Here is a 21031-nt window from a genome sequence, read left to right on the forward strand (position 1 = left end):
ACATAACGTATACAAGCGATTTGTTTTTAGTTGACCGGCATCAAGCTTGATAGCTCTTACCGTGTTAGTATACTTTTATTATCACATTATTAAGTTAACTGCCTTATGTCGAAAGAAACTCCTGCGCACCATCTTCCGGTAGCACATCCACCGAAGCGATTATGGCAAAAAATATCGTCAATTATTGCAAAAGCAAGCTTTGGCTTAGCTGCTGTTGGCGTTGTGGTAACGCTCATTTATGGTAATGATGTTGAAGCTGATATTAAAGCGGCATTGGGTGCAACGACCTTTTTTTGTTTTGCTGTTGGTGTTGTCTGTCAAGCGATGGGCGGTACGAGTATTCCAAACTTAAAACCGACATCGAAAGATCCTGATGATTCGAAATAATTATAAGACCTAGTTTTAGACTGCAAAAAATAGAGCAAAAATAAACCCGTAGTCAAAAACCTTATTTAAGTGAATCGAAACGACTAGTTTTAGTCAAAAAAAATCCTAAAGTCCTAGTGGTTTAATGTAAAAGGCGTTATTTTATCCCTTCTGATTTTTAAAGGTATATTCCATGAAATATTTGTTGCAGACATTCGTTTCAGTTGCATTTTTATTGAGCATTGCATTTGGCAGTCATGCCGCAGTAATTTTACAATATCATCATGTTAGCGATAGCACACCGGCAAGTACGAGTATCTCTCCAAAACAATTTGAAGTGCACTTACAATACCTTAAAGATAATAACTTTAAAGTTGTGGCCTTATCTGAGTTAATTGAAGGTATTAAAACTCAACAAGCTTTACCTGATAAGAGTGTCGCTATCACCTTTGATGATGCTTATATTGATGTGTTAACCCAAGCCAAACCAATTTTAGATAAGTTTGCATTTCCCTATACTATCTTTGTAAACCCAGGCATTATCAATCGCAATGAAAAAAATAATGCTTCACATTATTTGTCATGGATTCAACTCAAAGCGCTTTCAGATGAAGGGGTGATTATTGCTAATCATGGCTATGAACATGATTCTATGGCACGAATGACTGAAGGGTTAACGCAAACACAATGGCTGAGCAAACAAACCGAGCTATTGTTAAAGGCTGAAGCTGAGATTAAAGAGAATACCGGTCAAAGCTGGCGATATTATGCTTACCCTTATGGTGAATATGATGTTGCGATACAAGCATGGACTAAAACTAATGATTTTGTTGCTTTTTCTCAACAATCTGGCGCAATCGATTTAACCACGGACTTAACCAGCGTACCTCGTTTCCCTGCTTCAAAGCCTTATGACAAAATTTCAGGTTTACGTGATAAGTTGAATTCATTGGCGTTTAATATTCGTTTAGAAGGCGAGCAAGCCGAAACTATCTTTAAACACAAGGAAGCCAAAAGTATCAATTTCGCTATTGAAACTGGGGACTTTTATAAATCAGCGCTCAATTGCTATATTTCAGGCTTAGGTAAGCAAAAAATCACCTGGAATGATGACGAAAGTTTTAGTATTAACTTTAGCAAAGACTTACCTATAGGTAGAGTTAGAGCTAATTGTACAGCGGCAAGTATCAGTAAACCGGGTCGCTATTATTGGTACTCTAAACCATGGTTTATCTTAAAAGGTGATGGCAGTTGGTACCATTTATAAATAGCTAAGCGACTAATTCTGTTAAAAACCAATTCTTGATTATTAAAAGAGAGCGACTATTTTTTGATAGTCGCTTAATAACTTTTCATTATTAATACTAGGCACTTCACCTACTTCTTGCTCAGGCCTAAATATTGCGGCTATCTTTCCGGCGGGATTTATTAATACTAGTGAAGCGCTGTGATCAACCCAATAGCTTTCATCTCCTGTTGGTACTTCAACGTCGCTTTTACTTGCCTCTTTACTCGTGATGGCGTACATCAACCCTAAATTTCGTGAAAAGGGAAATAACACGTCGTGCTCCGCGCGGAGTGCTTTAAAATTAGGGTTAAAATAGCCAATGTACTGTTCAAGTTTTTCGCGACTATCTCTTTTAGGATCAACAGAGACTAACAATACTTGGCTGTTAGTGGCAATGGTGACGAGGTCCTCATAGATAAAATTAAGGTTTTGCAAAGTGGTGGGGCATACATCTGGACAAGAAGTATACCCAAAGAAAACCAATGACCATTTGTCACGTAGATGCTCATTATTAAAAGCCTGACCTAATTCATCTGTTAAAGTAAAAGCAGATATTGGCCGAGGCTTTTGATAATGCAAAGCGTATTCAGGTAGAGGTAGCTGCTTTGTTTGATTGATAAAATAAAAACCAGCGGCTCCGGCACAAATTGAAACTAAGGCAATAATGCTGTAAATATGTCTATTCATCGAAATCCTGTATTTAATGCCAATGTCACGGTGTGATAGCTAGTAGGTTATTGATAGCCAGGCAATCGGTGCCTCGGCTGTATTTCTATGGTTAGCCGACGGGCAACCAATAATGATCACACAGTAAAATAATGAAAAGCAGCATTAAATGCACGATGGAAAACTTAAATGTTGCCATTGCGGTCTCTGCTTTTGCATTAAACTTGAGTTGCCAGGCATAACCAATAAATATCACATTCAAAGCACATGCCCCCAGTAAGTAGAACCAATTACTCATGCCGACTAGATAAGGCAGTAAGCACACAACAAAGAGTAATACGGTATATAGCAATATCTGTGTTTTTGTGAAACTCACACCATGAGTTACCGGCAACATGGGAATATTAACTTTGGCATAATCATTTTTACGATGAATCGCTAAGGCCCAAAAATGTGGCGGTGTCCAAGTGAAAATAATTAAGACTAGTAACAAAGCGTTAGGCGCAACTTCATTCGTCATTGCTGTCCAACCTAATAATGGTGGAATAGCTCCAGCTAAACCGCCGATAGTGATATTTTGTGGTGTTGCCCGTTTTAAGTACATGGTATAGACAAAACTATAGCCAACTAAGCCTGCTAAGGTCAAAAAAGCAGTTAGCGGGTTAACTAAGGCATAAAGTAAAATAAAACCAAGCAGGGCTATGCTAGCTGCAAAGACAATGGCATTAGTTATGCTAATTTTACCCGCAGGTAAAGGCCTGTTATGAGTTCGTCCCATAAGAGTATCTATTTTTTCATCAACAATATGATTGATAGCAGCGGCCGCCGAGGATAATAAAGCGATGCCGAGCATGGCAGGTATTAATACTTGCCATGGTAAAGCGCCAGGGACAGATAAACTCATGCCAACCAATGCCGTCAGTACCAATAAGGCCACAACTTTAGGTTTTGTTATTTCGTAATATGCACGCCAATTAGCAAAAATGTTTCTCGTAGAAAAATGATGATGATCGACATGAATTGCCGTAGACATGGATGTTATCGATTTATTAATAACTTTACTCATTGAGAGACTCCTCGGAATTTTGTTTTAACTGATAAGTTAAAGTGATCAAACTTAGCATTAAACAGGCAGCGACTAGATTGTGCGCAACAGCCACATTAAGTGGCAACGAAAACCAGATATTACTTACTCCTAAGCTTATTTGAATGACTAATAATACCAGTAAAGCAATAGCAGATTTTTTTGTTAAGGCAGTGCTAGTTTTAATAAAGATGCTGACGGCTAACCAAGTAAGAAATATGCTGGTAATGATGGCTCCTAAGCGGTGGGTCACATGAATAGTGACTCTTTCATTATGCGCTAGGTGACCAAATTCATAGCTATCTTGCTCAGGGGGGATCAACTCAAATGACTGAGCAAAATTTAAATCGGATAACCAATCCCCCTGACAGATGGGCAACTCTACACAACTCATTGCGGCATAATTTGATGAGGTCCAGCCTCCGAGGGCAATTTGCGCGGTTAAAATAGTAATACCAACAAACGCATAACGAGTGTATTTTTTTAGCGGCAGCTCAACTTGGCTTTTTCTCTGTGTTCTTGTTGTAGCTTTAATACGTAAATATAATAAGAATAGTAAGCAGAGCGTTGTGAAACCGCCGAGTAAGTGTCCCATAACCACTATTGGCATTAATTTCAGCGTCACTGTCCACATGCCTAAAGCCGCTTGAAAAATAACAAGACATAAAATACTTAATGGTAGGAATAGTGGATACCTGAAGCTGGAGTTTTTTGAATAACGTAATCTAAGTGACAATAATGCGATTGCCGCGATAAGCAAGCCAAGACTGCCGGCGAAATAACGATGAATCATCTCATTCCAAGCTTTAGCTGGTTCGACCGGTCGCTCTGGATAAGCTTGCTCAGCCGCAGCAATTTGTATACTTGTTTCAGGCACATCAATCAAACCATAACATGTTGGCCAGTCAGGACAGCCTAAACCAGCATGTGTTAATCGTGTATAAGCACCTAAGCCAATAACAACCATAGCTAATAGTAAACTAATCAATACTAACCGAGTTAATGTCTGCGAATGCTTATCCTGTTCAATCATTGAGTTAACCAACCTTAGAGTATTTCAACAGTTTTTTCATATCGGCGACAATAGCTTTACCAAAGGCTGCTTGAAGCTGCTCTTGTTCAGGTACTTGGTGTCTTAAAATAATATTACCTAAAGGATCGGCGATAAGTACTTGTGGTTCATGAAGTAAATTATTCATCTGCGGCGTCAACGCAAGTATTTTCCATTGGCTTTTAGCGAGTTGCTTACTTTGCTGCGTCGAAAAAACATTTTCCTTTAGCAGCACTGCCGATACTCTTGGCATATCTTTCCCTAGGGCAACATAGCTGTTATGCACGGTTTCAATGCTATGCAAGCATATGTCGGGACATACACTAGGTAGTCGGTAAATAATAAGCCACTGCTTAGATAACTCTGACTCATCTATACCTAAGTCTTTTAATGTTAAGGGCTGTGTTAATAACTTTCCTTGATTGGTCACCCCTAAATTTAGCCATTGATTATCTAGGGCTAATTTAGCCAATAATATTGGCAATATAAATACTGCTAATAACAAGAGTAAGCTGCGGCGATTTCTCTTATTCGGCATAGAACTTGAGGCATGCTCTGATTTCTTAATACTGGGTACAGTCTTACTATCAATCGAATCAGTTGGGTTTAGTGACTTAGCCATAGTGTAACGCCTCATTTTTTTTCTATTATGGGTAATATTTTTTGTTCATATATTGTGTAAAACATCAGCTGAATTTTTCGCATCAAGATGAACTCTTCTACTTGATTTAACTCGTAAACAAATCATTAGTATTAACCAAGCTGTAGCTAAAGCGGCCCATTGGAAAGCATAGCCGAAGTGCTTCTCTGCAGGCATCACTATAGGGTGCCAGTTTTTTTTATAACCAAGGGTTTCTGTTTGATCTACATAGATAACAAAGGGGAGGAGCGGTTTTTCTATTAACGGAGAGATTAATGCAGAAAATTTATCTAGTTCAATTTGTTGCACGCGTAATGGCCAACTTGCTTGAGTAAAATCTTGCGCGGTAAGCATGATGCCTTGCTCAATAATGCGCACATGACCTTTGAAGTTATATTGACCATTTAGTGGTGTGATCTTTGGAAGTTCACTGCGATTAAGTGAGCCTTGTACCCAGCCCAAATTGATTAACACAGCATGACTTTGTGTTTGAATCACTTGCAATACGCGATACCCGAGTGAGTTTTTTTCGACTTGATTATCGAGTAAAAAGACATACTCTCGATTAAACTGACCAGAAACGGTGACCGGAAAATCATTAATACTCTCTTTACCAGTGAATTGCTGTTCCGTCGTTAGTTTTACGACTTCGCTTAGCGTTAATGGTGATCGTTGATTAAGTTGTGTTATACGTTTAGTACGTTGTTCTTTCTCGACACCACGATCATATTGCCAGAACGACAATTTTACTAAACAAAAAAATACAATAAGCGTTAGCCCTAACCAAAGGGCACTTCTTATCAATGATTTAGTAAATTTCTTTTCCCGCTTATCGATAGTCTGCAAAAATAAGACCTTATAAAATATAGACAAAAACAAATAGCATTACCCACACCACATCAACAAAATGCCAATACCAACTCGCTGCCTGAAAAGCAAAATGATTTTCTGGGGTGAAATGTCCTTTTAATACTCTAAACCACATAACTATCAACATGATACATCCCAAGGTAACATGCATTCCGTGAAAGCCAGTCAGTAAATAAAATGTATTACCGTAAACGCCACTGTCTAAAAATAGACGCATTTCTTCAGAGTAACCGTGAGCGTACTCTTGTACTTGAAAAAACATAAATGTTAATCCAAGCACTATGGTCAGACCCAGCCATGCCTTGAGTGGACCACGATTATTCTTAATTAGGGCACTATGAGCAAAATGAGCGGTAATGGACGAAGTTAATAATAAAACGGTATTAATTAAAGGAAGTCCATACCACCCCATAGCTGTAGTGGTTGTACCATCTGGAGTTTTTAATAAAGGCCATTGCGCCACAAAGTCAGGCCAAAGTACTGCGCCCGTCGATACGTTATTGCCTGCCCCACCTAACCAAGGCACAGAAAACACACGTAAATAGAGTAAAGCGCCAAAAAAAGCGGCAAAAAACATGACTTCTGAAAAGATAAACCAACTCATACCTTGGCGAAATGAATTATCCATCTGATGTGAGTATTTACCAGTTAAGGACTCACTAATGACATCACTAAACCAACCCACTAACATATAAACAACCAGTGCAATACCAGCCAGCAGCAAATACCCGCCGTAACCACTGGTTTCACTTGCTAAGTCGCTTACATAGGTTGCGGCACCAAAGGCAATCATAAATAGTGCCGCTGCGCCGACTATTGGCCAGTGACTTTGACTGGGTACGTAATAACTTTCATATTCTTTATTTGTCATTTTCTATCCCTTTTTCGAGTAGAACCTTATGACGACTTCTCGGTTATGTCATACAAGGTATAAGATAAAGTTAAAGTATTTATATCTGTGGGCAGCTCTACATCAACATAAAACTGTAAACTCATTTCAACATCTTTCCCCGCAGCTAGCGGCTGTTGTGTAAAGCAAAAACATTCAATTTTATGAAAATAGTTTGCTGCTAATCCAGGTGACACCGAAGGCACCGCTTGTCCGGTAATGGCGTGCTCAGCTTTATTTTTTGCATAGAATGAGACTAATTTCATCTCACCAGGATGCACATTTATTTCATTAATGACTGGCTCAAACTTCCATGGAATACCTTTAGCGTTTCGGGTAATAAATTGCACCTTTACAGTACGTGATTTGTCTATCCCGCCGTCTTCATAAGTTGCTGCTGTATCATTTGTTTTACCATTTAAACCGGTAATATCACAAAATACGTCATATAAAGGCACCAGAGCAAAACCAAAGCCAAACATAGCAAGCACAACAAGCAACAATTTTTTTACTGTTCTATTATTGCTTTGGATACCTGAATTAGTATCTTTATTGGTGTTAGCTATGTCGTCATTAGTACTCATATTCGCTAGTGCTCGTGCTGATCAGCATTATCAATATCTTGCTGTGGTGGCGGTGTACTGAAGGTATGGTATGGGGCAGGGCTTGCTACCGTCCATTCTAAACCTATTGCACCATCCCAAGGTTTTGCTGGTGCTTTCTCACCGCCGCGAATACATTTAATTACGACCGCTAAGAAAATGAGTTGCGACAAGCCAAAGGCAAAACCGCCAATGCTGATCCATTTATTAAAATCGGCAAATTGCAGTGCGTAATCTGGAATTCTGCGAGGCATGCCTGCTAAGCCTAAAAAATGCATAGGAAAAAATAGTAAATTTACAGAAACTAATGAACACCAAAAGTGCCACTTGCTCAAGGTATCGTTGTACATGTGACCCGTCCATTTAGGTAGCCAGAAATAAGCGCCTGCATAAAGAGAGAACAATGAGCCAGTAACCAGCACATAATGAAAATGTGCGACAACAAAGTAGGTGTCATGGTATTGAAAATCGACCGGTGTCATTGCCAACATTAACCCTGAGAAGCCGCCTATGGTGAATAAAATGACAAAGGCAATCGAAAACAGCATTGGAGTTTCAAAGGTTAATGAACCACGCCACATGGTAGCGACCCAATTAAATACTTTCACCCCAGTGGGTACCGCAATTAACATAGTGCAATACATAAAGAACAGTTCACCAAATAATGGCATACCGGTAGTGAACATATGATGTGCCCAAACAATAAATGATAATAAGGCAATAGATGATGTTGCATAAACCATTGAACTGTAACCAAATAATCGCTTGCGTGAGAAGGCTGGGATTGTGGTTGAGATTATGCCAAAGGCAGGCAAAATCATGATATAAACTTCAGGGTGACCGAAGAACCAAAAGATATGCTGGAACATGACAGGATCGCCACCACCTGCAGCGTCAAAGAAACTCGTGCCAAAATAGGTGTCGGTAAGTAACATGGTCACTACGCCGGCGAGCACTGGCATTACAGCAATTAATAAATAAGCGGTGATAAAGAAGGTCCAAACAAACAAAGGCATTTTCATGTAAGTCATGCCAGGAGCACGCATATTCATGATGGTGACTACAATATTAATAGCGCCCATGATTGAAGAGATACCCATGATATGAACAGCAAAAACGAAGAACGCAGTACTGCCATTAGAATAAGTCGTTGAGAGAGGTGCGTAAAAAGTCCAACCAAAATTAGGTGCACCACTTTCCATAAAAAAAGAACCTAATAAAATAGCAAAAGCAAAAGGAAGGATCCAAAAGCTCCAGTTATTCATTCGAGGCAGTGCCATATCTGGTGCACCTAACATCATAGGGAGCATCCAGTTAGCGAAACCAGTAAAGGCTGGCATAATGGCACCAAACACCATAACTAACCCATGGACGGTGGTTAATTGGTTAAAAAAATCTGGTTCAACTATTTGTAGGCCGGGCTGAAATAACTCAGCTCTGATCACCATAGCTAAAGCGCCACCCGTTAAAAACATAATAAAAGCAAACCATAAATATAGGGTACCGATGTCTTTATGGTTAGTGGTATAGAGCCAGCGTTTAATCCCAGTCATTTTATGGTCATCATGATGTTCGTCGTGCGAATCTTGTGCTATAACGTCTGTAGTCATTTTATTTCCCCTACTTCGCACTTGCAGCATCAACAGCTGCAGGTTGTACTAAATCACCAGTATTATTTCCCCAAGCATTACGCTCGTAGGTCACAACTGCCGCTATTTCAGTTTTGGTTAATTGACTACTAAAAGCAGCCATAGCAGGATTTTTCTTACTGCCGTTAAGTACCATATCTATATGAATTGCAATATCTCCCTTTGCAATTACACTGCCTTTTAGCGCAGGGAATGCTGGAGGTAAACCTGCACCAGTTGGTTGATGACAAGCAACACAGGCTTTCATATAGACCTTTTCGCCCATAGTCATTAATTCTTCTTGGCTATACACTTTAGTTAAATCCTCGATGACCGCTTTTTCTATAACTGTTTCTACTGTAGCTTCAACTTTTGTTTTAGTTACAGCGGGCAGGGTTGCATCCTGTGACGTTCCTTCAGCAGAAGAGTTTTCAACAGCAGATTTCACGTCAGCGCTTTGCACCAAATCACCGGTATCATTGCCCCAAGCATTTCGTTCATAGGTGACAACTGCGGCTATTTCTTTCAAACTCAATTGTTTGCCGTAGGCTTGCATACCCGTTCCGGCTTTACCGTTGTAGACAATCTTTATATGATCTTTGATCGTGCCAGTTGTGGTTACAGGACTAGCTTTCAAGGCCGGGAAGGCTGGGGGTAAGCCTAAGCCTGTTGGTTGATGACAAGCTGAACAATGAGCTGTGTATATTGTTTCGCCTAATTGCATAAGCTCTTCTTTTGACATGGAAGCACTTAATGAGGCTTGTTCGGCGCTAGCAGCTTCTGCGATAAGTTGCTTTTGTTCATTCAACCAAGCGTCATAGTCTTTGGTTGATTTTACTTCAACAACAATGGGCATAAAGCCATGATCTTTTCCACATAACTCAGCACATTGACCACGGTAGATTCCAGGTTCTTCGACTCGAGTCCATGCTTCATTGATGAAACCAGGATTAGCATCTTGTTTAACGGCAAAAGCAGGTACCCACCAAGAATGAATGACATCATCAGAGGTGATTAAAAACCTTACTTTTTTATTGGCGGGGATAACGAGTGGTTTATCAACTTCAAGGAGATAATTTTTACCTTTGACAGCATTATTTTCTAATTGGTTTTGGTATTGTTCGCGGGGAGTGGAAAGGACTGAGTAATACTCAATATCTTGGTCAAAGTATTTGTAATGCCATTTCCATTGTGAACCGGTTATTTGAATAGTAACATCTGAATTCTCATTGTCTTCCATCGCTATGAGTGTTTTTGTAGCAGGTATTGCCATGGCGATTAAAATAACAATGGGTATGGCAGTCCATAGAATTTCGACTTTAGTGCTTTCATGAAAGTCAGCAGGTTTTACACCCTTAGATCTTCTGTGAAAAGCAATCGACCAAAACATGGCACCAAAAACTAACACACCGATTGCAGTACAAATATAGAGTACCAGCATATGCAAATCATATACTTCTCTACTAACGGCAGTGACCCCTTTAGTCAAATTTAACTGTGTCTCTGCCCAGGTTGAATTGGTAAATAGTGTTACCAACACTAGCCAAGTTAGCTTATGTTTCCCCACACGGCATCTCCTCTTTTCAATGATAGAGAACAGATGTGCAGCAATGTACTTCATAACTCACTGAACTGAATATCTGTTGTTGTTATTATTTTTATCAACTAACAAGAGCTCGGTTTAGCCACGGCTTCGCGATGTAGAACGGTTCATGACGAATATACTGATACCATTTGGTATTTAGCCAGAGATCAGGTTAATTATCGACGTGAATTAGTAATCAGTCACTGCAAAATGTGTAAGTGAACTAGTGTGACAGGATTAGAACATTGACGTCTTTTTATTCTTATTATGTTCGTTTTGTATGCGTTACTACTTATAGAATTACGCTAAAAATTGATCTAGGTCAAATTTTTTATCTCATTGAAATAGTAAAAAAGTCATTTAATTCAATGGAGTAATAGCTCTAAAGAGAGTGTGAGCTATGCTGTGGCTAGCTTTTATTGAATTTACTGTCGGGATTTGAAAAAAAAGAAAATTTATAAAAATTGAGAAGTAAAATATATTTAAGGCGAAAATAGAAACGCCATATCAATCACGCAATCTATATATATATAGCAATGTAATATGGCGAATAAGGGATCGTATTAATAGAATTACATCCAACGACCACTTCGAATAATACCAACGGCAATACCTTCAATATTAAACTCTTGATTAGCTAAATCGACTTTAATAGGAGAGAACTCTTCATTTTCGGCATGTAAATAGACAACATTACCTTCACGTTTAAAACGTTTTACCGTGACGTCACTTTCAACGCGGGCAACAACAACTTGTCCATTTTGTACATCGGTTGTTTGATGAACAGCGAGTAAGTCACCATCTAAAATGCCGATATCCTTCATGCTTTCGCCATTTACGCGTAAAAGATAATCAGCAGCAGGATGGAATAAGCTACCATCCATTTTATAATGCTCTTCGATATGCTCTTGCGCCAATATGGGTTCGCCCGCAGCGACACGTCCTATCAATGGCAAACCTTCCTCTTCAAGTATCTCCTCAACTAGGCGAATACCACGAGAAGTGCCGGCAAGCATTTCAATGTAACCTTTTTTTGCTAACGCTTTTAAATGCTCTTCGGCAGCATTGGCTGATTTGAAACCAAAAAAATTAGCGATTTCAGCACGCGTAGGTGGCATACCCGTATCTTGGATCTTATCTTTGATTAAATCATAAATTTGTTGCTGTCGTTTAGTTAGCGGTCGTAATTCGGTAGTTGAGTCTATCATAGCTTTAGCCTGTAAATTTACACAGTATTACTGGTAGTATATACAGCTAGGCTTTAAAGGCAAGCTTTTACTTTCAGGGTGATGACAATCATATTCTTACCAAAAATCGTAGTATCTGCGACGTGATCATTTGTGGAGGTACTGTTAGGTTGATATTTGATAAGGTGTTCAACAGGGACAGATAACTCGTCATTTTGAGACGTAGAAATAATTATGTCGTCAGTTAAGCTATAGGCGAAAAGTAGACTACCTGCTGTCAATTTAACAGTCACACTTTGTTGCCTAAGGTAGCAGTTCACTATAGGTGTAAAGGTACGCTGGTTAGTCATAATGTTGAAGTCTCTAATTCCGCCATTAACTAAAGCGCCATGTGTATTATTACCGCCATCAAAGCGAGCGATATCGAGTAAGTTAGTTAATTCATCAACATCACCATTACCGTGATCTAATATTAAACCTTCACCTTCAATGAGTACTAAATTACGTTGATAACCAGCAAAGTTTGAAAACTGACCATCATTAACCACACTAGCAATACTTAAGCGCCAATCAAATTTATCTAAAGTACCCCCATTACTAATAGCTAATTCAGTGGTATGGCCTAAACCATTTTTCCATGGGATTGTTTTAAAGTTTTCAGGAGAGAATAGAGTAAGCATGGTGACCTTCAGTATAATTTTTTGACATATTACTTAGGGGCTGTAGATCTTTCAAGGTTGTTTACCTTGATTGTCGTAGATTCATGCCTAGCTTTATATTACTCGTGACATTAGCACTTGCTATGCGAGCAGAGCTCACGGTAGAATCTAACTGCGTTATCTAAATTCTAATGAGGATTAGTAAGCGCAACACTTGTCGGAGTGCCAAAGGCTGAGATCGCGAAAGCGGGATCCGTAAAACCTGATCAGATTAATATCTGCGTAGGAAACAAGAGAGAGTAATTAAGCCATTGTGCTTAGCTTTTCAGCATACTCTTTTTGCCTCTTTTTAACTAAAAAACTAGTTAAAAAAACTCCGCCTATTTTTATTTTTTTCTTGCTTTTATACCAATAAACCAAGAAAAACCAAAAACAAGGTGCGACTATGAACAAGCCAACTGATGCTGTAAATGCAGTGAAAAAACCACAAACACGACGTGAAAAGCGTGAAGCGGCAGAAGAATTTTTAAAAAACGTTTCAGACCAATCATTCCCTAATTCCAAAAAAGTGTATGTACCCGGTAAAATTCACGATATTAAAGTAGGTATGCGTGAAATTACCTTAACGGATACGTTAGTAAGTGGTAGTAAAGACAACGCAGTTTATGAAAAAAATGAACCTCTGTGCGTTTATGATACCTCGGGTTTTTATACCGATGAAAATGTAGAAATAGATGTTCACAAGGGTATTACCCGGTTACGTGAATCTTGGATTGATGAACGTGACGATGTAGAATTTTTAACTTCTAATAGTTCGTTATACGCGCAACAACGTCTTGCCGATGAGGGTGTTGATCATATTCGCTTCGAACATTTACCTAAAATGCGTATCGCTAAAAAAGGTAAAAACGTAACGCAAATGCACTATGCTCGCCAAGGCATTGTTACTCCAGAAATGGAGTATATTGCTATTCGTGAAAACTTAAAACGTGAACAAGTAAAAGATGCAACGTTACTGCTACAACACAAAGGTCAATCCTTTGGTGCTAGTATTCCAGAGAAAATCACGCCTGAATTTGTCCGTGACGAAGTAGCACGTGGTCGCGCTATTATCCCGGTAAACATCAACCATCCTGAATGTGAGCCAATGATTATTGGTCGTAACTTTTTAATTAAAGTGAATGCGAATATTGGTAATTCAGCAGTCACTTCTTCTATTGAAGAAGAAGTAGAAAAGCTTGTTTGGTCAGCAAAATGGGGCGCAGATACCGTCATGGATTTATCTACTGGCCGTAATATTCACGAAACCCGTGAATGGATCATGCGTAACTCACCAGTGCCTATTGGCACAGTACCAATCTATCAAGCACTTGAGAAAGTAAACGGTATTGCGGAAGATCTTACTTGGGAAATATTTCGCGATACCTTAATCGAGCAAGCAGAGCAGGGCGTCGATTACTTTACTATTCATGCAGGGGTTTTATTACGCTATGTACCTATGACGGCTAAACGAGTTACTGGTATTGTTTCTCGTGGCGGTTCTATCATGGCGAAATGGTGTTTAGCGCATCATAAAGAAAACTTCCTCTACACGCATTTTGAAGATATTTGCGAAATCTTAAAGCAATACGATGTGTCATTTTCTTTAGGTGATGGTTTACGTCCTGGTTCTGTGGCTGATGCGAACGATGAAGCACAGTTTGCTGAATTACATACCTTAGGTGAGTTAACTAAAATAGCCTGGAAACATGATGTACAGACTATCATTGAAGGTCCTGGTCACGTGCCACTTCATATGATTAAAGAAAATATGGAAGAGCAAATTGAACATTGTGGTGAAGCCCCTTTCTATACTCTTGGGCCATTAACTACCGACATTGCACCAGGCTATGATCATATTACCTCTGGCATAGGTGCCGCTAATATTGGTTGGTACGGCTGTGCCATGCTGTGTTATGTAACACCAAAAGAGCATCTAGGTTTACCGAATAAAGATGATGTAAAAGAAGGTTTAATCACATACAAAATTGCTGCACATGCCGGTGATCTAGCGAAAGGTCATCCCGGTGCGCAAATTCGTGATAATGCCATGAGCAAAGCGCGCTTTGAATTTCGTTGGTATGATCAATTTAATATCGGATTAGACCCTGAAACAGCACGCGCTTATCATGATGAAACCTTGCCACAAGAGTCGGGTAAAGTTGCGCACTTTTGCTCTATGTGTGGACCAAAATTTTGCTCAATGAAAATCTCACAAGAAGTACGAGATTACGCAGCGAATCTTGATGAAAATGCTATTAAAATTCAATTGCTTGATGAAACTATTACCTTGCTCCCTGAAGGAATGGCTGATGAAGCTATTGAACAAGCGATGCAAGAAAAGTCTGCTGAATTTAAAGCAACTGGTAGTGAAATCTACCAGCTTGCTGAATAAATACGGCGGATAAATGATGAATATTGCCATTGTTGGCGCGGGATTGATGGGGCGGTTACTCGCCCTGTCTTTACTCCGAGGTGAATGGCTAGGATCTAAGCAGTCAGAAAAGGTAAGTATCACGTTATTTGATAAGGATAATAAGCTCGCCTGCAACAGTGCTGCATATGCGGCCGCAGGTTTATTAACGCCTTTAGGCGAGTCACTTCATTGTGAGCCTAACATTGTGACTATGGGGTTTGAGTCATTAAGTTTATGGCCTGCGTTGCTCGATAGCTTGGATGAATATACTTTTTTTCAGCAAGCTGGCGCCATCATGGTAAGCCATGAGCAGGATAAAGGTGACTATCAACGTTTTGTTAGACACCTTGGCAACAATTACCCAGAACATGAGCAATATGTCCTAAACCGTACTCAATTACTTGAGCTAGAGCCTGAAATAGGGCGAAGCTTTAATCAAGGTTTATACTTACCTCAAGAAGGGCAGCTTGGTAACCGTCGTTTGTTGATTGCTTTACGTAAACAGCTCGAAAAAGAAGGTGAGTACTGTAATGGCGTTAACTCACTAAACTGGTTAAGTGAGTGTCAGGTAGTTGCTATTGATAATGCTGGTCTTAGCAGTAAGGTCAGTTATCAACAGTGCGGCATCAATTGTAGCCAATCATTTGATTTAGTAATTGATTGTCGAGGTACTGGCGCAAGTAGTAAAAATAGTCACAGTGCTTGTGCCCCTTTGAATGATTTGCGATCAGTACGTGGAGAGCTCTTTCAACTTATTGCTCCTGAGGTGAATATCTCAAGACCAATCCGTTTGATGCATCCTAGGTATCAGCTTTATATTGCGCCAAAACAAAAAGGTTTTTATGTCGTTGGTGCCACTGAAATAGAGAGCGACGATGATGCACCGATGACGGTGCGCTCAGCAATGGAGTTATTGAGCGCAGCGTATAGCGTGCACCCCGGATTTGCTGAAGCCAATATTCGTCAACACGTTAGTCAGTGCCGGCCAGTCTTTAGTGATAATCAACCGAAAATCACTCGCAAGGGTAGTTTAATACAAGTAAACGGTTTATTTCGTCATGGATTTTTAATTGCCCCAGTAGTACTTAAGCAGGTGTTAACACTGGTTAATAACCAGATAAATAAGAGCAATGATAACTTGCCTTACAGTGATTATTTAGACACTGAGCAAGAGCAAGAAGAGGTGATTTAATGAATATTCACATTAATGGAAAAGCTTACTCGTTAAGCAATGAAGTACATATTAGTGTTAGCTCTGCTCTAACGTTACATTTTATCGAACCGCAACAAAGTACTTTTGCTGTGGCACTTAATGGTGACTTTGTTGGTAAAGCAGATTATGACACTACGTTAGTAAAAAATGGTGATAGCCTTGATGTGTTATTGCCAATACAAGGAGGTTAATGATGGCACTTAACATCTATGGACAGCAGCTTAATAGTCGCTTGCTGATCGGCAGTGCGCTTTATCCGTCGCCACAGGTGATGAAGCAGGCCATACTTGCGAGCGGCTCACAAGTAGTAACCCTTTCACTTAAACGTCAAAACCCAGCAGAAAAATCTGGGCAACAAATATGGCGTTACTTGCAAGAAGTTGTCGCTGAAGTTAATGGTCACTTATTGCCCAATACTGCCGGTTGTAAAACGGCAAAAGAAGCGATTACCTTGGCAGAAATGAGTCGAGAAATTTTTCAAACCAATTGGATTAAGCTCGAAGTGATTGGCGATGATTACAATTTGCAGCCTGATCCTATTGAGTTACTCAATGCCACTGAGCAGTTGATCAATGATGGTTTTAACGTATTGCCCTATTGCACCGATGATTTAGTGCTTTGTCAGCGATTATATGACTTAGGTTGTCAGGTGATCATGCCGTGGGCTTCACCAATCGGCACGGGTAAGGGACTAATGAATCCTTATAATTTAGAAACCATTCGTTTGCGTTTACCTGATGCCACCTTAATTTTAGATGCTGGCATTGGTAAACCGTCCGATGCGTGTTTGGCGATGGAAATGGGCTATGACGGTGTATTGTTAAATAGTGCGGTTGCCTTGGCAGATAATCCGGTATTGATGGCAAAAGCCTTTGGACAAGCATTGCAAGCAGGTGAGCAAGGGTATGTCGCGGGAATTATGGAACAAAGACAAACGGCACACCCATCTACGCCAACACTCGACACGCCTTTTTGGCACCAGAATTAAATTACTTATTGCTGTGATGTCAAATTAAGGCGTCAAAAGTACTCATTGACTAGCGTCAACTCCGTGCTATTTCCTTGTAATTGGACATCACAGCTTCAATTAATGTAATTCATTTTATCGTTATTGAATGAAAGAAGATTAAATTGATGACAGACAATATTAAGAAAAAGCCGATAATCTGGACCATTTCGGGTAGTGATTGTTCTGGTGGTGCAGGTATTGCTGCCGATATTAAAACGGGGCATGGTTTGGGGGTGGAAGTGTGTCACTTGATTACCGCCAATACTGTGCAAAATTCGCATCAACTATTATCAGTAAATGCCATTTCGGTTGAGCTTTTACAGCAACAAGCTGCAATACTCATGGATGATAAACCACCATCGGTCATCAAAATCGGTTTAGTCGCTAACGTAGAGCAAGTGCAGTGGTTAGCTCAGTTTATTGAACAGACAAAAAAGCTAATACCCCACTTAATTAGTGTTTATGATCCTGTTGGTCAAGCTAGCGTTGGTGGAAGTTTAAGCACTATTACCATAGAGCAACTAACGCCTTTATTACAGAAAGTTGATGTGCTTACGCCTAATTTAATGGAAGCGAAAAACTTAGCGAACTTCGATGGTTTAACGGATGAAAAATGCGTTGAGGTGCTTGCGGATAAAATCCATCAAGGCTTTGCTATTAACAGCATTATCGTTAAAGGAGGGCATAGTCAGGGTGATGATAGCTATGCGACGGATTACTGTCTCCACCAATTAAATCAGCTAAATGGCAAGCAAGATAATCAAGATAAAACGAAAACATCGATTAGTTATCAGTTAAGTGCGCGGCGTATAATAAGTCATTATAGTCACGGTGGCGGCTGTAGTTATGCCAGCGCATTAGCCAGTTTTCTCGCGCAAGGTTATTTGATACGTGATGCCTTTACGTTAGCGAAGGCATTTATCAGCCAAGGCTTGAGCATGAGTAAACAAGTAAGTGAATTACACGGTCATCAATATTATGGTGCGTTTGAACAATTAGGTTGGCCAAGTAATGCTGAATGTTTTCCTCAAGTTATTGATAAGCTCAGTCAGCAATATGAGAATTTACCCGCCTTTAATTCACTCGATTTAGCAGAAAAAAAACTTGGCCTTTATCCGGTAATCGATTCACTATATTGGTTAGAGCGCTTGTTACCCTTAGGTTTAGAGATAATTCAGTTACGGGTAAAAAACTTGGCTGAAAATGAACTAGAGCAAGTTATTATTACCGCCGTCGCACTGGCAAAAAAATATAATACGCGTTTGTTTATCAATGATTATTGGCAACTAGCGATTAAACATGGTGCATATGGCGTTCATATTGGTCAAGAAGACTTGCAAGATGCTGACTTAGCGGTGATTCAACAATCGGGAATACGTCTAGGTATCAGTACCCATGGTTGTTATGAATTTTTATCAGCACAGCGATTGCAACCATCATACTTAGCCATTGGCGCAATTTTTCCTACGAAAACTAAAGACATGACAGGGCAAATTCAAGGCATTGAAAATTTGAAACAGGTGTTATCCTTACGCCCTGAACATAATAATAAAATACCTGTGGTTGCTATCGGTGGTATAAATCTTGAGCGTGCGCCAGAAGTTATTGCTACAGGCGTAGAGAGTATTGCGGTAGTGACTGCAATAACTGAAGCTGAGAGCTCACATGGTCTTTCACCTGAGCAAGCTGCCGCCTGTTTTCAAGACCTTTGTATAAAACCAGCTAGTCTTTGTATATGATGACTTTCACGAATATGAGTTAAGGAAAATAATGAAAGTGTTAGAGAATAAAATACCGCCGCCTTTAGTGGGCTTATTGATTGCCCTAGGGATGTGGGGGATAAGTACAATAACACCTGTTATCTTATTAACAAGTACGGTAAAAATTTCATTAGTTGTAGCCTTTATGGCTGTCGGGACATTCTTTGATCTTGCTGGCGTCATCTCTTTTCGAATGGCGAAAACAACGGTGAATCCGTTAAAACCTAACACGGCTAGCTCCTTAGTCACATCTGGTATTTATCAAGTGACCCGTAATCCCATGTATGTAGGCTTTGTTGCTTTTTTATTGGCTTGGGCAAGCTTCTTAGGTTCGGTGTGGGGACTCATTTTAATTCCGCTGTATATACTTTATATTCAACGATTTCAGATAGTGCCAGAAGAAAGGGCGCTAACAGCATTGTTTAAAGAAGAGTTTATCCAGTATAAAGCCAAGGTCCGGCCTTGGTTATAATGGTTGAGTGTTACGAATAAAGCTAAGGTTTAGAAAATAGTATTACTTATGAAGAGAAAAAGGGGAAATACCCTATGGTATTTCCCCTTTTTGTTATGCATTGCTTGTAGTCAATGAAGACCTACATTGCTGATAATAGTCTTGGATTAACCACCAAGTTTCTAACACCGTGGGCGTGATCTTCTTTAAAGGCATTGCCTTTACACCACTGGCCAACCGATTCGATATTTACCTTTGCCACTTTTGGACGAACGCTCCATGAAACTTGAAATGGTGAACCTTTTTCATTATACCCAGGGCCTGTGGTGGAGCCTGTGTATTGAACAGGAGAGCCAGTATTACTCGGAATGTTTAATGCCTGCTGATAACCACCTTTAACACCGTGTTTAGTTAATTCATTAAAGTTTAAAGCCTTACTATCATTAACTAAAACATAAACTTGTGTTTCAACACGTAATTGTGGGTTACCAATTGATTCACTTAAACATGCACCTAATGTCGGGCCAGGTACTATTTGTGCGGTTGAATGGACATAATGTACTTCAATAGTATCACCGCTATTTAAAGCACCGTGCTTGCTTGGGCAAACTGCTGACTTGGTCGCTTTCTTTTCACTTGAAGTTAATTTGCCTGAATAAACAAAACCACTTTGAAATCCATGGCCATCGCCATTGCCAGCGTATTTACTAAACTCGCCACCTTTATGTTCAGCATTTTTATGAAAGTGAATATTACAAAGATTCATCTCGGTGTAGGTAGGAGCAGCACCGAAAATTCGGGCATTGCTACCTTTGATTGAATCAATATCCCTTGGTGATTGTGGTCCAAAACCCTTACCATCAGTATTTTTTGCTAGCATTGCACGTTGCTTGGCAATGACTTTATCTGAAACGTTATCATGAACGCTACCAGCACAAGCTGTTAATGGTACTAGTATTGTGGCAATAGCCATTGCAATAATATTTGTTTTCATGTTTTACCCTTAAGGTTGTTGATTAACTGGTTACTTACGGCGAATAGCACTATTTAAGTATTGTCTACATTCTTAAGCCAATATATAGCCAAACTACTTGAAGATGTGTGTTTCAGGACGCTTGAGCGACTCATGAACAATAGGTTTGGGTATAGACAGTAGTTTTACAGATAATCAATTGAAAACAAAGCTAAGCTTCGTCTTTTATTGCTCTATGCCATAAATCAATGGTTCAGTATGCCAGAGAAAGTGGTGGTATTAGTTGCTAGTCTTATCCTGTTATAAATGACCTAATATGGTTAAACAATCAATGTTGTGAGTAAGAAATAGCCAGCTATAATTTTAATAGTTGCAGACATGGAGGCCTTAGTTGATATGTCTAGCATTTAATGAGGAGTATTATTATGATTGAGCTGAAAGTACAGGCAATTGGTGCAGGATTTGGCGTAGAACTGCCACCAGAAGTGCTAAAACAATTGCAAACCAGTGAAGGGGAAACTATCTTTTTAGAGAATATGTTTGATGGCAGTTATTGTTTGACTAAGCATGATGAAAAGTCTGCTGAATTAATGATGCTAATTGACGGTCAAATGCACGAGGAAGACTCTTAAAGGTATCAACATAACTATGGGTA

21 protein-coding genes and 1 riboswitch are annotated in these 21031 nt (G+C 39.6%); of the genes, 9 read left to right on the forward strand and 12 right to left on the reverse strand.

The window, feature by feature from the left end; all coding sequences use genetic code 11:
- Window positions 1-105 precede the first annotated feature (105 nt).
- Together ND2E_RS11860 and ND2E_RS11855 are read left to right on the forward strand one after the other, a co-directional pair.
- Complete coding sequence (locus ND2E_RS11860; protein WP_033093662.1) at window positions 106-387, forward strand: hypothetical protein; 282 nt, start codon at window positions 106-108, stop codon at window positions 385-387.
- Between the two features lie 172 nt (window positions 388-559).
- A complete protein-coding gene (locus ND2E_RS11855; protein ID WP_033093663.1) occupies window positions 560-1633 on the forward strand; it encodes a polysaccharide deacetylase family protein in 1074 nt (357 codons plus the stop codon).
- A gap of 42 nt (window positions 1634-1675) precedes the next feature.
- Here ND2E_RS11855 and ND2E_RS11850 read toward each other — a convergent pair whose 3' ends face one another.
- The 11 genes from ND2E_RS11850 to ND2E_RS11800 form a co-directional block, all read right to left on the reverse strand.
- Complete coding sequence (locus ND2E_RS11850; RefSeq protein ID WP_033093664.1) at window positions 1676-2341, reverse strand: SCO family protein; 666 nt, start codon at window positions 2339-2341, stop codon at window positions 1676-1678.
- A gap of 91 nt (window positions 2342-2432) precedes the next feature.
- Window positions 2433-3353: a heme o synthase gene (cyoE, locus tag ND2E_RS11845; RefSeq protein WP_033093760.1), complete on the reverse strand. Its 921-nt coding sequence runs from the start codon at window positions 3351-3353 to the stop codon at window positions 2433-2435.
- 25 nt (window positions 3354-3378) lie between these two features.
- Window positions 3379-4437 (reverse strand): COX15/CtaA family protein, encoded by a 1059-nt coding sequence (locus ND2E_RS11840; RefSeq protein WP_033093665.1) that lies wholly within the window; start codon window positions 4435-4437, stop codon window positions 3379-3381.
- Window positions 4438-4441: 4 nt separating this feature from the next.
- Entirely contained in the window at window positions 4442-5077 is a 636-nt protein-coding gene (locus tag ND2E_RS11835; RefSeq protein ID WP_033093666.1) for a hypothetical protein, read from the reverse strand.
- A gap of 45 nt (window positions 5078-5122) precedes the next feature.
- On the reverse strand, window positions 5123-5941 hold the full coding sequence (locus ND2E_RS11830) for an SURF1 family protein (RefSeq protein WP_033093761.1): 819 nt from the start codon (window positions 5939-5941) through the stop codon (window positions 5123-5125).
- A 10-nt stretch (window positions 5942-5951) separates the two neighbouring features.
- The gene (locus ND2E_RS11825; protein ID WP_033093667.1) at window positions 5952-6836 is read right to left on the reverse strand and encodes a cytochrome c oxidase subunit 3; all 885 of its coding nucleotides are present in this window, start codon (window positions 6834-6836) and stop codon (window positions 5952-5954) included.
- Window positions 6837-6862: 26 nt separating this feature from the next.
- Entirely contained in the window at window positions 6863-7438 is a 576-nt protein-coding gene (locus ND2E_RS11820; protein ID WP_052056465.1) for a cytochrome c oxidase assembly protein, read from the reverse strand.
- Window positions 7439-7443: 5 nt separating this feature from the next.
- Window positions 7444-9066 carry a cytochrome c oxidase subunit I gene (gene ctaD / locus ND2E_RS11815; RefSeq protein WP_033093668.1) on the reverse strand — a complete coding sequence of 541 codons (1623 nt, stop codon included), beginning with the start codon at window positions 9064-9066 and terminating at the stop codon, window positions 7444-7446.
- 10 nt (window positions 9067-9076) lie between these two features.
- Window positions 9077-10651, reverse strand: a complete 1575-nt coding sequence (gene coxB / locus ND2E_RS11810) for a cytochrome c oxidase subunit II (protein WP_033093669.1) — start codon at window positions 10649-10651, stop codon at window positions 9077-9079.
- 590 nt (window positions 10652-11241) lie between these two features.
- On the reverse strand, window positions 11242-11877 hold the full coding sequence (lexA, locus tag ND2E_RS11805; protein ID WP_033093670.1) for a transcriptional repressor LexA: 636 nt from the start codon (window positions 11875-11877) through the stop codon (window positions 11242-11244).
- 53 nt (window positions 11878-11930) lie between these two features.
- Entirely contained in the window at window positions 11931-12536 is a 606-nt protein-coding gene (locus ND2E_RS11800; RefSeq protein WP_033093671.1) for a HutD/Ves family protein, read from the reverse strand.
- Window positions 12537-12723: 187 nt separating this feature from the next.
- Window positions 12724-12821: riboswitch (TPP riboswitch) on the forward strand.
- A gap of 139 nt (window positions 12822-12960) precedes the next feature.
- On the opposite strand from ND2E_RS11800, the gene thiC reads away from it, so the two are divergent.
- The 6 genes from thiC to ND2E_RS11770 all read left to right on the forward strand — a co-directional run bounded on the left by thiC (window position 12961) and on the right by ND2E_RS11770 (window position 19424).
- Window positions 12961-14949, forward strand: coding sequence for a phosphomethylpyrimidine synthase ThiC (thiC, locus tag ND2E_RS11795; protein WP_052056466.1), 1989 nt, complete (start codon window positions 12961-12963; stop codon window positions 14947-14949).
- A 13-nt stretch (window positions 14950-14962) separates the two neighbouring features.
- Window positions 14963-16162 carry an FAD-dependent oxidoreductase gene (locus ND2E_RS11790; RefSeq protein ID WP_223303594.1) on the forward strand — a complete coding sequence of 400 codons (1200 nt, stop codon included), beginning with the start codon at window positions 14963-14965 and terminating at the stop codon, window positions 16160-16162.
- Window positions 16162-16374: a sulfur carrier protein ThiS gene (thiS, locus tag ND2E_RS11785; protein WP_033093672.1), complete on the forward strand. Its 213-nt coding sequence runs from the start codon at window positions 16162-16164 to the stop codon at window positions 16372-16374. Before ND2E_RS11790 ends, thiS begins: the two co-directional genes overlap by 1 nt.
- The gene (locus tag ND2E_RS11780) at window positions 16374-17171 is read left to right on the forward strand and encodes a thiazole synthase (RefSeq protein ID WP_081962028.1); all 798 of its coding nucleotides are present in this window, start codon (window positions 16374-16376) and stop codon (window positions 17169-17171) included. The genes thiS and ND2E_RS11780 overlap by 1 nt, the downstream gene beginning before the upstream one ends.
- Before the next feature lie 146 nt (window positions 17172-17317).
- Window positions 17318-18931 carry a thiamine phosphate synthase gene (gene thiE / locus ND2E_RS11775; RefSeq protein ID WP_033093674.1) on the forward strand — a complete coding sequence of 538 codons (1614 nt, stop codon included), beginning with the start codon at window positions 17318-17320 and terminating at the stop codon, window positions 18929-18931.
- Window positions 18932-18962: 31 nt separating this feature from the next.
- Window positions 18963-19424, forward strand: coding sequence for a methyltransferase family protein (locus ND2E_RS11770; RefSeq protein ID WP_033093675.1), 462 nt, complete (start codon window positions 18963-18965; stop codon window positions 19422-19424).
- Window positions 19425-19545: 121 nt separating this feature from the next.
- On the opposite strand, the gene ND2E_RS11765 is transcribed toward ND2E_RS11770, so the two are convergent.
- Window positions 19546-20397 carry a delta-class carbonic anhydrase gene (locus ND2E_RS11765; RefSeq protein ID WP_033093676.1) on the reverse strand — a complete coding sequence of 284 codons (852 nt, stop codon included), beginning with the start codon at window positions 20395-20397 and terminating at the stop codon, window positions 19546-19548.
- Between the two features lie 404 nt (window positions 20398-20801).
- On the opposite strand from ND2E_RS11765, the gene ND2E_RS11760 reads away from it, so the two are divergent.
- The gene (locus tag ND2E_RS11760; protein WP_033093677.1) at window positions 20802-21008 is read left to right on the forward strand and encodes an AbrB/MazE/SpoVT family DNA-binding domain-containing protein; all 207 of its coding nucleotides are present in this window, start codon (window positions 20802-20804) and stop codon (window positions 21006-21008) included.
- The last annotated feature ends 23 nt before the right edge of the window (window positions 21009-21031 follow it).

This window comes from Colwellia psychrerythraea (genome assembly GCF_000764225.1).
GTDB classification, from domain to species: domain Bacteria; phylum Pseudomonadota; class Gammaproteobacteria; order Enterobacterales; family Alteromonadaceae; genus Colwellia; species Colwellia psychrerythraea_D.

Excerpts from the sequence above, each read along its gene's own strand:
- ND2E_RS11850 (WP_033093664.1), bottom strand. The coding sequence starts at position 2,341 with ATGAATAGACATATTTACAGCATTATTGCCTTAGTTTCAATTTGTGCC.
- ND2E_RS11770 (WP_033093675.1), top strand. The coding sequence starts at position 18,963 with ATGAAAGTGTTAGAGAATAAAATACCGCCGCCTTTAGTGGGCTTATTG.
- ND2E_RS11760 (WP_033093677.1), top strand. The coding sequence starts at position 20,802 with ATGATTGAGCTGAAAGTACAGGCAATTGGTGCAGGATTTGGCGTAGAA.
- ND2E_RS11800 (WP_033093671.1), bottom strand. The coding sequence starts at position 12,536 with ATGCTTACTCTATTCTCTCCTGAAAACTTTAAAACAATCCCATGGAAA.
- thiS (WP_033093672.1), top strand. The coding sequence starts at position 16,162 with ATGAATATTCACATTAATGGAAAAGCTTACTCGTTAAGCAATGAAGTA.
- ND2E_RS11835 (WP_033093666.1), bottom strand. The coding sequence starts at position 5,077 with ATGGCTAAGTCACTAAACCCAACTGATTCGATTGATAGTAAGACTGTA.
- ND2E_RS11780 (WP_081962028.1), top strand. The coding sequence starts at position 16,374 with ATGATGGCACTTAACATCTATGGACAGCAGCTTAATAGTCGCTTGCTG.
- ND2E_RS11790 (WP_223303594.1), top strand. The coding sequence starts at position 14,963 with ATGATGAATATTGCCATTGTTGGCGCGGGATTGATGGGGCGGTTACTC.
- lexA (WP_033093670.1), bottom strand. The coding sequence starts at position 11,877 with ATGATAGACTCAACTACCGAATTACGACCGCTAACTAAACGACAGCAA.
- thiC (WP_052056466.1), top strand. The coding sequence starts at position 12,961 with ATGAACAAGCCAACTGATGCTGTAAATGCAGTGAAAAAACCACAAACA.
- ND2E_RS11825 (WP_033093667.1), bottom strand. The coding sequence starts at position 6,836 with ATGACAAATAAAGAATATGAAAGTTATTACGTACCCAGTCAAAGTCAC.
- ctaD (WP_033093668.1), bottom strand. The coding sequence starts at position 9,066 with ATGACTACAGACGTTATAGCACAAGATTCGCACGACGAACATCATGAT.
- ND2E_RS11860 (WP_033093662.1), top strand. The coding sequence starts at position 106 with ATGTCGAAAGAAACTCCTGCGCACCATCTTCCGGTAGCACATCCACCG.
- ND2E_RS11840 (WP_033093665.1), bottom strand. The coding sequence starts at position 4,437 with ATGATTGAACAGGATAAGCATTCGCAGACATTAACTCGGTTAGTATTG.
- cyoE (WP_033093760.1), bottom strand. The coding sequence starts at position 3,353 with ATGTCTACGGCAATTCATGTCGATCATCATCATTTTTCTACGAGAAAC.
- ND2E_RS11765 (WP_033093676.1), bottom strand. The coding sequence starts at position 20,397 with ATGAAAACAAATATTATTGCAATGGCTATTGCCACAATACTAGTACCA.
- thiE (WP_033093674.1), top strand. The coding sequence starts at position 17,318 with ATGACAGACAATATTAAGAAAAAGCCGATAATCTGGACCATTTCGGGT.
- ND2E_RS11855 (WP_033093663.1), top strand. The coding sequence starts at position 560 with ATGAAATATTTGTTGCAGACATTCGTTTCAGTTGCATTTTTATTGAGC.
- ND2E_RS11820 (WP_052056465.1), bottom strand. The coding sequence starts at position 7,438 with ATGAGTACTAATGACGACATAGCTAACACCAATAAAGATACTAATTCA.